The 14,919-nt window shown below is 40.7% G+C and carries 10 protein-coding genes and 1 pseudogene; 4 read left to right on the forward strand and 7 right to left on the reverse strand.

Annotated elements, in window-relative coordinates; genetic code table 11:
* Positions 1 to 326 precede the first annotated feature (326 nt).
* Together hrpA and EG365_RS14580 are read left to right on the forward strand one after the other, a co-directional pair.
* Positions 327 to 4,184, forward strand: a complete 3,858-nt coding sequence (gene hrpA / locus EG365_RS14575; protein ID WP_000931785.1) for an ATP-dependent RNA helicase HrpA — start codon at positions 327 to 329, stop codon at positions 4,182 to 4,184.
* 94 nt (positions 4,185 to 4,278) lie between these two features.
* Positions 4,279 to 5,385, forward strand: coding sequence for a beta-ketoacyl-ACP synthase III (locus tag EG365_RS14580; RefSeq protein WP_000512836.1), 1,107 nt, complete (start codon positions 4,279 to 4,281; stop codon positions 5,383 to 5,385).
* Positions 5,386 to 5,485: 100 nt separating this feature from the next.
* Here EG365_RS14580 and EG365_RS14585 read toward each other — a convergent pair whose 3' ends face one another.
* The 7 genes from EG365_RS14585 to benA form a co-directional block, all read right to left on the reverse strand.
* A complete protein-coding gene (locus tag EG365_RS14585) occupies positions 5,486 to 6,748 on the reverse strand; it encodes an OprD family outer membrane porin (RefSeq protein ID WP_000397479.1) in 1,263 nt (420 codons plus the stop codon).
* A gap of 44 nt (positions 6,749 to 6,792) precedes the next feature.
* Complete coding sequence (locus EG365_RS14590; RefSeq protein ID WP_000381285.1) at positions 6,793 to 8,151, reverse strand: aromatic acid/H+ symport family MFS transporter; 1,359 nt, start codon at positions 8,149 to 8,151, stop codon at positions 6,793 to 6,795.
* A gap of 465 nt (positions 8,152 to 8,616) precedes the next feature.
* Positions 8,617 to 9,810, reverse strand: a complete 1,194-nt coding sequence (benE, locus tag EG365_RS14595) for a benzoate/H(+) symporter BenE (protein ID WP_000212301.1) — start codon at positions 9,808 to 9,810, stop codon at positions 8,617 to 8,619.
* Between the two features lie 57 nt (positions 9,811 to 9,867).
* Positions 9,868 to 10,653 carry a 1,6-dihydroxycyclohexa-2,4-diene-1-carboxylate dehydrogenase gene (locus EG365_RS14600; protein ID WP_000071242.1) on the reverse strand — a complete coding sequence of 262 codons (786 nt, stop codon included), beginning with the start codon at positions 10,651 to 10,653 and terminating at the stop codon, positions 9,868 to 9,870.
* A 21-nt stretch (positions 10,654 to 10,674) separates the two neighbouring features.
* Positions 10,675 to 11,691: a benzoate 1,2-dioxygenase electron transfer component BenC gene (benC, locus tag EG365_RS14605; RefSeq protein WP_000064943.1), complete on the reverse strand. Its 1,017-nt coding sequence runs from the start codon at positions 11,689 to 11,691 to the stop codon at positions 10,675 to 10,677.
* Between the two features lie 70 nt (positions 11,692 to 11,761).
* Complete coding sequence (gene benB, locus EG365_RS14610) at positions 11,762 to 12,262, reverse strand: benzoate 1,2-dioxygenase small subunit (protein ID WP_000107005.1); 501 nt, start codon at positions 12,260 to 12,262, stop codon at positions 11,762 to 11,764.
* Positions 12,259 to 13,641 carry a benzoate 1,2-dioxygenase large subunit gene (benA, locus tag EG365_RS14615; protein WP_001137401.1) on the reverse strand — a complete coding sequence of 461 codons (1,383 nt, stop codon included), beginning with the start codon at positions 13,639 to 13,641 and terminating at the stop codon, positions 12,259 to 12,261. The genes benB and benA overlap by 4 nt, the downstream gene beginning before the upstream one ends.
* A gap of 169 nt (positions 13,642 to 13,810) precedes the next feature.
* Between benA and EG365_RS19495 the strand changes: the two are divergent.
* Together EG365_RS19495 and EG365_RS14620 are read left to right on the forward strand one after the other, a co-directional pair.
* Positions 13,811 to 13,879: pseudogene (locus EG365_RS19495) on the forward strand (hypothetical protein); the annotation flags it as partial.
* Positions 13,880 to 13,923: 44 nt separating this feature from the next.
* Positions 13,924 to 14,883: a LysR family transcriptional regulator gene (locus tag EG365_RS14620; RefSeq protein ID WP_000423280.1), complete on the forward strand. Its 960-nt coding sequence runs from the start codon at positions 13,924 to 13,926 to the stop codon at positions 14,881 to 14,883.
* The last annotated feature ends 36 nt before the right edge of the window (positions 14,884 to 14,919 follow it).

The following is a 14,919-nucleotide window of genomic DNA, read 5'->3' on the forward strand; positions in this document are numbered from 1 at the left end:
TTTAAACTTGTTTACGAGATGTAGAATAAATAAAAATTCTTTATTGGGGAAATAGTATTTTTACATGACTAAAATCGGAAAATTGAATAAGTATGAAATTTTCGATTTTTAAGTCCCCAAATACTGTATTCGATTTGACTGCAAAAACATGTAAATCAAATGACAGTTATAGTAAAAGAAACTTGCCTAACAACATGAAGCTTACCTACTAAAAATTCAAGGGTGAAATGTAAAAAAATTAAAAATATATAAAAAACCAATTGTTTTACCTTATGGTCATTAAGGCGTAAAATAGAGGATTGTTGAATTTTCAGGAAAACTTATCTGTGCTGAATGGTTTAAATATAGATCAATGGGTGATGGCGAGAGATCGTTACCGTTTAAATCGTTTACGTAAAGATAAAAAAGCCAATACTGCAGAGATTGAAAAATTATTTGAACAGTCTAATGCAAAAGTTAGACAGCGTTTTGAACGCTTACCAAAAATCAAATTAAATCAGGATCTTCCTGTAACCCAATATGCTGACCGTTTAATAGAAGCGATTCAAAAGCATCAGGTCATTATTGTGGCTGGTGAAACAGGTTCAGGGAAAACTACTCAGCTCCCTCAAATTGCAATGTTAGCAGGGCGTGGCTTGACTGGTATGATTGGTCATACCCAGCCACGTCGTTTAGCTGCACGTAGTGTGTCGCAGCGTATTGCAGAAGAAGTCGGCGAAAAGCTCGGCGAGTCAATTGGTTTTAAAATCCGTTTTAATGAACAAGGCTCGCAAGATTCGATTGTCCGGTTAATGACCGACGGTATTTTGCTTGCCGAGTTAGGAAATGACCGCTTCTTGTCTAAATATGACACCATCATTATTGATGAAGCGCATGAGCGCTCACTCAATATCGATTTTATTATGGGTTATTTAAAGCAGTTACTGCCAAAACGCCCAGATTTAAAAGTCATCGTGACTTCGGCAACTTTAGATGTAAATCGTTTTAGTAACTACTTTAATAATGCACCAATTTTTGAAGTAGAAGGGCGTAGTTATCCGGTTGAAGTGCGTTATCGCCCAATTTCAGAAATGAATATTGGTGGTAGTGATGACGACGAGTTCGATGACTTTGAAGAAAACCTGCCGCGTGCAGTCGTACAAGCTGTAGAGGAATGCTTTGCTGATGCCGAAGAAAAAGGCCATCCAGAACATGCAGATATTCTGATTTTCTCAAGTACAGAGCAAGAAATTCGAGAATTGCAGGAAACCTTACAAAAGTACGGGCCGAGACATACCGAAATTTTACCTTTGTATGCACGCTTAGCCGTTTCTGAGCAACAAAAGATTTTTAGCCCAAGTGGAAAGGGCCGCCGTATTATTATTGCGACGAACGTTGCAGAAACTGCACTGACTGTTCCTAATATTCGCTACGTGATTGATAGCGGCTTTGCACGTATATCTCGTTATAACTACCGTTCACGCGTGCAACGCTTACCGATTGAGGCAATTTCACAAGCTGCAGCAAATCAACGTAAAGGGCGTTGTGGTCGTGTTGCTCCAGGTGTGTGTATTCGTTTATATAGCGAAGAAGACTTTTTAAGTCGTCCTGAGTTTACCGAACCTGAAATTAAGCGAACCAATTTGGCATCGGTTATTCTGCAAATGCAGAGCTTAGGTTTAGGTGAGCTGGAAAACTTTGATTTCATTGAGCCGCCAGATTTCCGTCTAGTCAATGATGGTCGTAAGTTGCTCATTGAGTTAGGCGCGCTGAACGAGAAGAAAAACGAACTGACCAAAGTCGGCCAAATGATGGCACGTATGCCGATTGATCCAAGACTCGCACGTATGATTGTGGGTGGTGCTCATTTTGGTGTACTCAAAGAAATTTTGGTGGTGGTGAGTGCACTCGCAGTTCAAGACCCGCGTGAACGTCCAGCAGATAAACAAATGCAAGCTGATCAAAAGCATGCACTATTCAAAGAGGCAGATTCAGATTTTCTGTTTTATTTAAAACTTTGGGATACTTTAAATCCTAAAGGCGAAGCAGGAATGTCGGAAAACAAGCGCCGTCAATTTGCTAAGCAGCATTTCTTAAGTTGGTTACGGTTACGTGAATGGAAACAGACACACCAGCAGTTAGTTGAGCTGGCCGAAGGTTTAAAACTTAGTTTTAATGAAAAGCCTGCAAATTATGAAAACTTGCACCGTGCGTTGCTGACCGGTTTATTATCGTTCATTGCCAATAAAACTGATGAACGTAATACCTTTATGGCGGTGCGTCAGCAAAAGGCTAAAGTTTTTCCGGCCAGTACTTTGCATAAAACCAATACTGCGTGGGTGATGGCTTTTGAGATGGTGGAAACCTCTCAAGTCTATTTACGTACATTAGCAAAAATTGATCCTGAATGGATTTTGCTTGCTGCACGCGACTTATTGAAATATCACTATTTCGAACCGCATTGGTCTAAAAAAGCCGGTATTGTAAATGCTTATGCACAAATTTCATTGTTTGGTTTAATTATTGAACCGAAGCGTTTGGTTAATTTTGAAAAAGTTGATCAACCTGCTGCACATGAGATTTTCTTACGTGATGCATTAACCACAGGAAATCTGGGTACAGTTCCACCATTTTTAAAACACAACTTGCTTAAACTTGAAGAAGTAGAGCGAGTTGAAGATAAATTACGTCGCCGCGATTTGGTGGTCGATGAAGAAACGATTTATCAGTTCTATGCGTCGAAAATTCCTGAAGAAATTGCGAGTCGTCGTAGTTTTGAAGACTGGCGTGCAACCGTAGAAGCAAAAAATCCGCGTTATTTATACGTGGAAGATGATGCGCTTTGGCTCAATGACCGTCCGACCACGCAGCAATTCCCTGATCATTTACATAATGGTCAGTTACGCTTGGCAACTACTTATCGCTTTGACCCAAGTCATGATGAAGATGGCGCAACGGTCCAAATTCCGGTACAGGCATTGCCTCAGGTAGATGAAAATATTTGGTCGTGGGGGATTCCAGGCTGGCGTTTAGATCTCATTGAAGCCTTATTGAAAGCCTTACCAAAAGATAAACGTCGTAACCTCGTACCAATTCCAGATACGGCGCGTAAGCTCATGCAAGGTATTGATGCTGTACATTTGCGACAACATATCTTTAGCTATCTGGCGTTTGCTTTACGTGGTGAGCAGATTACGGAAAAAGATTTTTCATTTGAACGCATAGATCCGTATTTGGTGCCTTTTATTAAGGTGATTGATGAAAAAGGTAAATTGATCGCCAAAGGCCGTGACTTGGCTGAGTTGAAGGCTCGTTGTCGCGTAGAAACGCATCGTCCGGTGAAACAGCAAAAAGGTGAATTTAAAACCTTCCCTGAAAACTTTACCTTTGAAGCTTCACAGAAGGTGACAGGGGTTGTTGTTAAACAATATCAAGCTTTAGTGCCAACTAAAAATTTTGCCGAACTTGAGGCGAAAGATGAGTCTGGCGTGGTTATACAAACATTTAACGATCAGGCAGAGGCGATTAAACAGCATCGAGAAGGTATTATTCGTCTGGTCCATATGCAACTTGGCGATTTGGTTCGTCAGTTGAAAAAGCAGATTTCGAAACCTCTTGCGTTGGCTTATTCACCTTTAGGCGATAAAGCTAAACTTGAGCAAATGCTGGTATACGCGACTTTACAAATGGCAATTACGACTTTGCCAATCAATGCTGATGAATTTAATCAACTGCTAGAACAGGTCAAAAAACAATTTTTGAGCTATGGGCAGCAAGCACTTGAGCAATTAAGTGATATTTATATTCAGTGGCAACAAATCCGTCGTCAACTTTTAGTACTTGATCCGGACGTATTTGGACGCAGTATCGATGATATTGAAGATCAACTCGATTTAATGTCACTCGGCAATTTTGTCTATTGCCAGCCAGTTGATCTTTGGCAGGAATATCCACGTTATTTAAAAGCGCTGCTATTGCGTTTAGATCGATTGCCAAATAATCTACAGCGAGATCATGCTGCTATTGACGATGTCGATCCATGGATGGACAAGGTATTTAAGTTCAAAAATGATCCAAGAATCAAAGAATTGTACTTGATGCTGGAAGAATTACGTATTTCTTTATTTTCTCAGCCGATGAAAACCAAGATGCCTATTTCGCCAACTCGACTACAAAAGTTATGGGATCGTTTGGGAATCAGTTAAAATAGATCGGGGTCTGTTTATGTTGTTTTTAGCTGGCAACGCAATTTATAAATGAAAGATTAACAGACCCTATTCATTTTTTTAGGAGTTTTACATGGGCATTCGTATCACAGGTACTGGGCTATTTCACCCAACAGAAATCATTTCTAATGAAGAACTGGCCGACAGTTTAAATGCTTATGTGGAACAATATAACCAAGAGAATGCAGAGAAAATTGCAGCAGGCGAACTAGAAGAATTACGTGGTTCAAGTGCTGAATTTATTGAAAAAGCTTCTGGTATTAAGCGCCGTTACGTGATTGAAAAATCGGGTATTCTTGATCCAACACGTTTACGTCCGCGTTTGTCTGAACGTTCAAATGATGAACTTTCAATTCAAGCAGAGTGGGGCGTTATTGCTGCAAAACAGGCAATGGAAAATGCAGGTGTAACTGCTGAAGATATCGATGTTGTAATTTTGGCTTGTTCAAACATGCAACGTGCTTATCCGGCTGTGGCAATTGAAATCCAGTCGGCACTTGGTATTCAAGGTTATGCTTACGACATGAACGTTGCGTGTTCAGCTGCTACTTTTGGTTTGAAACAAGCGGCAGATGCAATTCGTTCAGGTGCTCGCCGTGTTTTATTAGTGAATGTTGAGATTACATCTGGTCACTTAGACTACCGTAACCGTGATTGTCACTTCATTTTTGGTGATGTGGCGACCGCTTCTATTATTGAAGAAACCACTACTAAAACTGGTTTTGAAATTTTAGATATTCATTTATTCACTCAATTTTCAAACAACATTCGCAATAACTTCGGTTTCTTAAACCGTAGCGAAGATGCAGTGGTTGACGACAAGTTATTCCGTCAAGATGGCCGCAAAGTATTTAAAGATGTTTGTCCGTTGGTGGCAAAAATCATTAATGCGCAATTGGAAAAAATGCAGTTAACTGCAAACGATATTAAGCGTTTCTGGTTACACCAAGCCAATGCCAACATGAATGAATTAATCTTGAAATATGTGGCTGGTAAAGATGCAGATCTAAGCCGTGCACCAATTATTCTAGATGAGTTTGCCAATACCTCTTCAGCAGGTGTAATTATTGCTTTACACCGTACAGGCCACGAAGTGGATGATGGCGAATATGGCGTGATTTCATCTTTTGGCGCTGGCTATTCAGTAGGTTCGATTGTTGTACAAAAGCATGTTGCTTAAGTTACTAGATTAATTAAAAACGCTCGTAAGAGCGTTTTTTTATGGCACAAAAATAATAAAGCGAGCCAAAATTAGCCCGCTTTAGTTGAATCAAAAATAATTAAAACTTTTTAGTGTAGTTTACAAACAAGCGATCTTCACCAAAGTCATTGCCATGTTTTACGTTGTAATCAATTCGAATATATTGCAGGGCAAAGCCTTTTAACAATGGCTGCTGAAACGCATAGTTTAAAATCACATTCGACTCGGTTTCGTGGTTTTTCTCGCCATTGGCTGCTTTAAAGTCATGACCGTAAACATATTTCACCATTGCATTTAGGCCAGGCACATAGTCTTTAAAGTCGTAGCCGTACATCACATGATAAGACCTTTCGTCTTCTTTAAAGAAGCCAGTGGCATTCCAGTTAATGAAATAAGTTTCTGGTAAAAAACCATCCGGTAATGGATAAGCCGACTCACCGATAATCTGCTGGTACCCCAAACCAAAGGTATGATTTTTTACTTTAAGTGTTTCTAGCACCCCGATGTTTTGCGCATCAATATCAAAAGTATTGCCATCATCTTTTGCATTGAAGTATTTAAACTTAGAGGTGAGGGCAAAATTAGGTTGTTTCCAATTATGCTCAAGCCCTACATAGTGTTTATTGTAGAGGTCTTCTAAGTTACCAAAGTAATATTCACCCTTGAGTGACGGCGTAAATTGATAACGTAGGTCAATGTAGTTCAGGCCATCGGATTCTTTAGTAATCCCATTTGCCGTAAAGGAAAACTTTTTAAAGTCCTCTTCATTGCGTGGCGAAACTTTTTCAACCCGACCAATTTCGGCATAAAGCTGATCTGAAAGTTGCGATTTAAGGTTGGTTCCCCAATAAGAGGCAAGCAATTGTCGGCTAGCATCGACAGCTGTTACAGGTAAATCCAACCAGAGTTCACCCACACTTAAAAGGGTTTTGTCGTAGCCTAGTTTTAAAGTTGCGCCGTATTTTAGATAATCAGATGCTTGAGATTGCGTTTCTTTATTAAAAGGCAAAACTGTATCTGCGACATGTTTGTCTGAACTCAAGCGTACGGCGTATTGAACAGAAGCATCAGCTCCAATGGTAATAGGCTTGTCTGCTATGATTAACGGAGTATCATGCATTTTCGACTTATAAAATAATGAGGCTGCCTGAGACCAACTGCCTGTGTCTTTGAGTGCATCATTATCAAAATCACGATTGATATAGGCATTTTTTAGCGTGAACTTCCATTCATCTTCGCTTTGTTGAGTGGTGTCTGCTGCCCATAAACTTGAGCTAGTTAATAAACCGAATAATGTAGTTATTGCTAAATTACATGGTTTAAAACGGTGTACGAATTCCATAATCCATTTCCAAAAAGATGCGCCAGTCCTCGGCGCATTTATGTTTACTGCTGGGTAAGCGTGTTTTGAGGGTTAAAAGTTGATGGCGTTTGTGCAGCAACAGAGGCTTTTAGATTGACCATAAATATTGCAAGTGCAGCAACTACACCCGGAATTGCAATCGCCAAGAAATTCATTTGGTGAGGAAGCTCAAATGAAAGCAAAGCACCTGTTAAAACTGGTCCGATAATCGCGCCTATACGGCCAATACCCGATGCCCAGCCCATGCCAGTTGAACGAAGTGCCGTCGGATAGAACTGCGCAACAAACGTGTAGAGTAAGATTTGTGAGCCAATTGTGGCAGCGCCGGCAATCGCAATCAGGCTATATAAAATAAATTGTGGACTATTAATGCCAAGCAGAATTAAAGCTGCCGATCCCACAATAAACATAATGGTAATGACAGGTTTTAAATGGAATCTGTCTGCTAAAGCACCACCACCAATTGCACCGACCATACCGCCAATATTGAGTGCAAAGAGGAACAACATGCTCGCACCTAACGAATAGCCCGCTTGCAGCATGAGTTTAGGCAACCAGCTTCCTAAGGCATACACCATGAGTAAGCACATAAAGAAAGCAATCCAGAACATAAACGTGCTGAAGGTACGGCCTTGTTGGAAAAGCGCACGGACAGGTGCATCTGTTGTTGTACTTTCATTTAACACCAGTTGAGTATTGGCATTGACTTGAGTTTGAGGCGCAATTTTACTCACTATATTTTTTGCCTGTTCGCTATGATTAGATTTCACTAAAAAGGCGAGAGATTCTGGTAAAAATTTCCAAATGAGCGGGAGCAGTAACAAGGGAATACCAGCAATTAAAAACATGATTTGCCAGCCCATATCTTTTACGAGCCATGCACCGAGTAGCGCAGATGTCATGCCACCAATTGCATAGCCACTAAACATAATTGCGATCAATGTACTGCGGATTTTTTTAGGTGCATATTCGGTCATAAGTGCCACAACGTTTGGCATAACGCCACCAATCCCAAGACCTGCAATAAAGCGCAAAATAGCAAACTCAGTTGGTCCTTTGGCAAAGGCACCTATAAAGGTAAATCCGCTAAATAAGGTGACACAAATCAGGATGGTTTTTTTACGTCCAAGTTTGTCTGAAAGTGTGCCGAAAATCATGGCACCAAACATCATGCCGAATAGAGCGGCACTGGCGAGTAAACCAGCTTCAACAGCAGTTAACGACCATTGCTGCATTAACAGAGGAAGAGCAACCCCATAAATAACTAAATCATATCCATCAAAAATAATAATAAGTAAGCACCAGATTAAAACTTTCCAATGAAAAGATGTAAAACGGGCTTTATCAATTAACTCATTAATATTAACCTTGCTTGTGTCCATTTTCTTCACCTCCAATTTGTGAAGCATCGCGTTATTTTTTAATAAACTATTTTGTTATTGGAATAGAGTCAAAAACCTAATTGATATATCTTTATGTCTTTAAGGTATTGTATTTTTATTAAAATAAGTTATTGAAAAATATGGTTTATTTTAATAATTTGGTTGTTGCTTCTGTTATGTTTGAAATAGGGTTAAATATTGTATTGTGAGAATTTTAAGGATTTTATAGAAATCTTTTATACATTTTATTGCTGAGAATAACAGCTAGAAATATAGCTAAATTTATATTAGGAATTAAAGTGGAAATAAATAAAAAATATTAAAGTCAATTATTTTAGAAACTCATCTTAAAAATGAAATTTAATTTATATTAAATAAAAATTGCCAAATCAGGGATAGCGAATTATTTATATCCTGATTTGGCGTTTGAAGCTTTATTTTAGTGGTGGGCACTTAGATAAAAAATTAATTTGTGGCTGGAGTTGAGCGTGGGGTAAGAATGAAATGGGCGATTACACCAATACAAATACCCCAAAACACTGAGCTTAATCCAAGAAAATGCATACCTGATGCGCTAGCTAAAAAGGTAATAAGTGCAGCATCACGTTGACCATCATTTTTCATGGCAACAGAAATATTGGTGGCAATTGCACCAAGCAAGGCTAAACCGGCCAGTGCTGCCACCAACTCTTTAGGAAGTAAGCTAAATAGCATGACAATACTGCCAGCAAATAAGCCACCTAAAATATAAAAAATTCCGTTGGCAATCCCTGCAATATATCGTTTTTCTTTAAGTTCATGTGCATCTTTACCCATACATAAAGCCGCGGTAATCGAGGCAAGTACAATGGTAATACCACCGACACAGGCAACGGCTAACGAGGCAATACTGGTCGCCGTAATAATGGGTTTGGCTGGCGTGTCATAACCGCTCAGTTTCATAATCGCCATACCCGGTAAAAATTGGCCGGTTAGACTGACTAAAATAAGAGGAACGGCGAGGTTGAGTGTTGAGTTCCAAGTCCATTCCGGGCTAATCCACTGGGGGATTGCTAAATTAAAATTCACATCAACCGGATTCATTTTGCCTAAAATGAGGCTTAATAAAACTCCAGCAGCTAACACCCAAATCATGGTGTAGCGAGGCATTAAACGTTTGGCAATTAAAAAGACAATGAGCATACTAAAGACAATCAAAGGCATGCTATCAGATGCGGTAAATAGGCTAATACCAAACTGAAAAAGAATACCTGCCATCATGCCCGCAGCAACATCTTGTGGAATCCACTTCAGTAATTTGTCGAAATAACCTGTAATGCCAATTAAGAAAATAACGATGGCAGAAGTAATATAGGCGGCTACTGCTTCATTCAATGAGATGTTTGGAAATAGGGTAACTAACAGGGCAGTACCCGGTGCAGACCACGCGGTAATCACAGGAGTCTTATATTTAATCGAAAGATAAATACCTGAAACGGCAGCGCCAATTGAAATTCCCCAAATCCATGACACCATCATATCGGTGGATACATGGGCACGCTGAGCAGCTTGGAAAAAAATAATCAGTGGGCCTGAGTAAGAAATTAAAACTGCAAGAAAGCCCGCAACTGTTGCTGATATGGACCAGTCATTTTTTAATGTCTTGAACAGGGTTGCCATGTGTGATTGCCTCCATGCAATTCATGTTATTTATCCAAATATATAAAAAGATCAGGGTTAACCCTGATCTCCACCTCCGACCGGAATGACCGATCCCGTTATATACGATGCTTCATCTGATGCAAGAAATAAAATTGCATTGACTTGTTCTTGAATTGTGCCATAACGACCCATGAATGTTCGATCTTTTGTTTGATCAACTACTTGTTGCATCCAGTCTTTTTCATTTTGACTTAACGGGTTGGCATTGCGTGGTACTTTGCGAGGTGGCGCTTCGGTTCCACCAGTCGCAACAGCATTGACTCGAATCCCGTCTTTAGCATGTTCAAAAGCAAGAGACGCTGTTAGGGCATTTACCCCACCTTTAGATGCGGAGTAGGGAATACGGTTAATACCACGGGTTGCAATGGAAGATACATTTACAATAACGCCCGCTTGTTGCTTAATCATGGCAGGCAACACAGCGCGGCAGCACCATAAAGTTGGAAACAATGAGCGATTCACTTCCTTAATGATTTCTTCTTCGGAAAACTCTTCAAAAGGTTTCATCCAGATCGCGCCGCCTACGTTATTAATCAGGATATCTACCCGACCATAATGTTCGATGGCTTTTGTAACAACCGCTTGTGCACCTGCATAGGTTTCTAGGTCAGCATTAACCGTGACAGCATCACCACCTGTACGCTGAATTTCTGTGAGTACCTCTTCAACATATTCAGAGCGGTCAGCCATGACGACTTGTCCACCTTCAGCTGCAACTTGCAATGCCACGCCGCGGCCAATACCTTGGGCACTACCCGTAACAATCACAACTTTATCGGTAAATCTTTGACGGTTTGACATAGATAATTTCTCCACCTTAAGTTAGTTTGCAGAGAATTTTTCAAACAAGAAGTTTGCTGGTTTAATATTTTCAGTTTCTAACCAACTACGTACAGCCTCTACCATCGGTACTGGGCCACATAGATAAACATCGACGTCGCCACCGTTTAACCATTCACTTTCAATATGACCCGTTACATAGCCTTTGCGTTCATGGTTACTCTCAGGGCTTGCAACTACAGTGCGGTATTCAAACCATGGGAATTTCGCCTGCAACTCATTGAGTTTTTCTAGAGCAACTAAATCAAAGTCATTGGTTACACCAAAGACTAAACGAACAGGTTGTTCGGAGCCTTTTTCTTCAAGCACTTGTAACATCGACATAAATGGGGCAATACCAGTACCGCCTGCCAGCATAAGCACTGGACGCACTACATTACGTAAATAGAAGCTACCGAATGGACCGGTAAAAGTCATTTTGTCGCCAGTTTTGGCATTCTTGCTTAAGAATTCACTCATTTTGCCATTCGGTACGTTACGTACCACAAAGCCCGTTAAGCGGTTGCCCGGTTTTGAGCTAAATGAATATGAACGTGTTTCGCCAGTTTCTGGAATTGCAACATTCACATACTGACCTGCAAGGAAATGAATATCCGGTTGTCCTTCATCAAGTTGAATATCAAATGTGATGGTTGAGTCTGATAAGTTTTCAACGCGGGCCAATGTACCTTGGAAGCTATGAATTTCTGTTTTGCAAACATCTGAAGACGCTTGAATCTGAAATACGGCATCTGAAGTTGGCCGACATTGGCAAGCAAGAATATAGCCTTGCGCAGCTTCTTCAGGGGTTAATGCATCTTCAATATAGGTTTCTTCTGGCATGTCATAACTACCGGACTCGCAAAATGCACGGCAAGTTCCACATGCACCATCACGGCAATCCAAAGGAATATTAATTTTTTGGCGATAGGCTGCGTCAGATAGGGTTTCGCCTTGAGCTACGTTAATAAAACGTGTAACACCATCTTCAAATTGAAGTGCAACATTGTGGTTTGACATGGCATGTATCCTACAAAATATTTGAAACTTTTACCCTCAGCCAACAGTCCGTTTAGCTGAGGGGTATGTCTTAAAGGTGGTAGATATCAATGACTTGATTGATATAGTCATTTTTCAAAACGACATACTTGCTCAAGATTTTTGGTTGATCACCTGAAAAATCGATCACATAACGTGACATACCGAAATAGCTGTAATTTGTCTTATAACGGAAACTTAAGGTATTCCAGTTAAAGCGCACAGTAACTTTGTCTCCGTCGCGCTCGAGAACTTCAACGTTGGCAATATTGTGGCTTGTGCGTGTGTCCGGCATGGTTGCAGATGAGCGCTCGGTTTTAATACGGAACACGCGATCTTCTAAACCTTGACGGTCTGGATAATAAATAAGTGAAATTTCAGATTGCGGATCTTCAGTTAATCTATCGTCGTCGTCCCAAGCTGGCATCCAGAAAGAAGCTTCTGGCGCATAGCATTCAAGCCAGTCATCCCATTGTTCATCATCTAAAAAGCGAGCTTCACGATAAAGAAACTGAGCAATATTTTCTAAAGTTGCTTTGTCTTGAGTACTCATGCTGTTTCTCCCTGATCAGCAATTTCTTTCTCTGTAGCAATCGCGTGTTTCATGGTCTTTAACCAATATTGATGCTGGGCCAGATACAGGCCTTCATCTTCAGTTTTAATCCCACTTAACATGGGTTTTAAACCAATCTCGTTTGCTGCATCGTCCGGTCCATAAATCCAGTGTTTTGAACCACGGCACATGTCATTCCATTCAAGGGCAATACCTGCGTAGCCTGCCTGACAAGCGCGGAACTCTTCTAAATCGTCTGGTGTTGCCATACCTGAGGCATTAAAGAAATCCTCATATTGACGGATACGGCGTGCACGAGCTTCAGGTGCTTCACCTTTAGGCGCGATACAGTAAATAGTGACTTCAGTTCGATTGACCGAAAGTGGACGAAGTACACGAATTTGTGAACCGAATTGATCCATCAAATAAACGTTTGGATACAGACAAAGATTACGTGAACGCTCAATCATCCATTTCGACATCGCTTCACCGTATTTTTCGGTGTATTCGTCTGCTTTTGGGAAGTTAGGACGGTCTTCTGGGTTTGCCCATTGTGTCCAAAGCAACATGTGACCATTTTCAAAGCCATACGAGCCACCGCCTTGTTTACCCCAAGAACCTGCACTCATCGCGCGGATGTTATCGGCAGCTTGAGTTTCTTTACGGTGTTGAGTTGTTGCTGCGTAATTCCAGTGAACAGCAGAAACGTGATAACCATCGGCACCATTTTCAGCAGTGAGTTTCCAGTTGCCTTCGTAGGTATAAGTAGATGAACCACGTAAAACTTCCAAACCATGTTCAGACTGGTCAACAATCATGTCGATGATTTTGGTGGTTTCACCCAAAAATTCTTCAAGCGAAGGAACATCGGGATTTAAGCTACCAAATAAGAAGCCTTTGTAGCTCTCAAAACGAGCTACCTTTTTAAGGTCGTGTGAGCCGTCTTGGTTAAAGCAGTCAGAGTAACCTGCGTCAGTTGGGTCTTTTACTTTGAGCAATTTACCTGAGTTATTAAAAGTCCAGCCGTGGAAAGGGCAAGTATACGTTGCTTTGTTACCACGCTTGTAACGGCAAAGTTGTGCTCCGCGGTGTGAACATGCATTGATCATGGCATTAAGTTCACCGTTACGGTTACGGGCAATGATAATCGGCTGACGACCAATATAAGTCGTGTAGTAGTCATTATTATTTGGAATTTGGCTTTCGTGTGCCAAGTAAACCCAGTTACCTTCGAAGATGTATTTCATTTCGAGGTCAAATAAGGCTTCATCAGTAAAAACTGAGCGGTGAAGTTTAAATTCACCTGTATCGATATTGTCTACAAGTAATTCATCAATACGGTCAAGATGGCTGGTATTGATTACAGGAATACGTGGCATGTCCGTTCTCCGACTTTCCAAAGGGTGGAAGTCATCAAGACCTTCGCTACGATTTAAAAGGTCTTGATATCCTAATATGTCAATGAAGCGCATAAACGCGTCGGGTGTTTAACCGCGCATGGATAAAGATAGATCGAATGTTGGCCAGTAGATTTCAATCGGTGCTATACAAGTGATCTATAACTTCATCGGGTTATTGCTTGTATATACCTTAAAAGAATGGTTAAACTGTGTCTAAGACTGAATTTGCATTTTAATATATCTTAAAGGTATGGAAACCTGATGGAACTAAGACATTTACGGTATTTTGTGGCTGTTGTAGAAGAACAGAGCTTCACCAAGGCAGCCGAAAAATTATTTATTGCTCAACCGCCTTTGAGTCGGCAAATCCAAAATTTGGAAAGTGAGCTTGGAATTCAACTCTTTGAGCGAGGAAGCCGCCCTTTACAGACCACACCAGCAGGGCATTTCTTTTATCAGCACGCTGTTAAACTTTTGTCGAATGCTGAAGAAATAAAAAGTATGACCAAGCGTATTGGTCTCATCGAAAGAAGCATGACCATTGGTTTTGTCGGGTCTTTACTTTATGGGTTGCTGCCTCGAATCATTTATTTATTTCGTCAGCAGCAGCCTCATCTGAATATTCAGCTCATGGAATTAAGTACAACCGAACAGTTACAGGCCTTAAAAGAAGGCCGTATTGATGTCGGGTTTGGGCGTTTAAGAATTAGTGATCCCGCCGTGAGGCGAATTCTTTTACGTAAAGAGCGTTTGGTCGTTGCCGCGCATACCAGTCATCCAATTGCACAGCGCACAGAAGGGGTATATCTGGCCGATTTGATTGATGAAAAGATGTTTATGTATCCCACTTCACCGAAACCGAACTTCTCAACCCAGCTTTTGAATATTTTTGCCGAACATAGTTTGGTTCCCAAAAATATGCATGAGATACGAGAAATTCAATTGGCTTTGGGCTTAGTGGCAGCGGGAGAAGGAATCTGCATTATTCCAGCAAGTGCCGATACCATTCGATTTCCACACTTAAACTATATTCCGATTTTAGATAACGGCGCGGTCAGCCCAATTTTTATTACTGCACGGGCAATGGACAGAAGTGAAGACTTACAATCATTGTTCGACTGTATTTATCAGGTTTATGATTTAGAAGGGATACCTTATCAACGAACTGTTTTTACACTTGATCAGAACCCGATAGATGATTCAAATGGTATCGATTTTTAAATAAGGGAAGTGCATAGCCTCAAAGGTTGAAGCTAT

Origin of the sequence: Acinetobacter sp. FDAARGOS_494 (genome assembly GCF_003812225.1) — a bacterium.
Lineage (GTDB): Bacteria > Pseudomonadota > Gammaproteobacteria > Pseudomonadales > Moraxellaceae > Acinetobacter > Acinetobacter baumannii.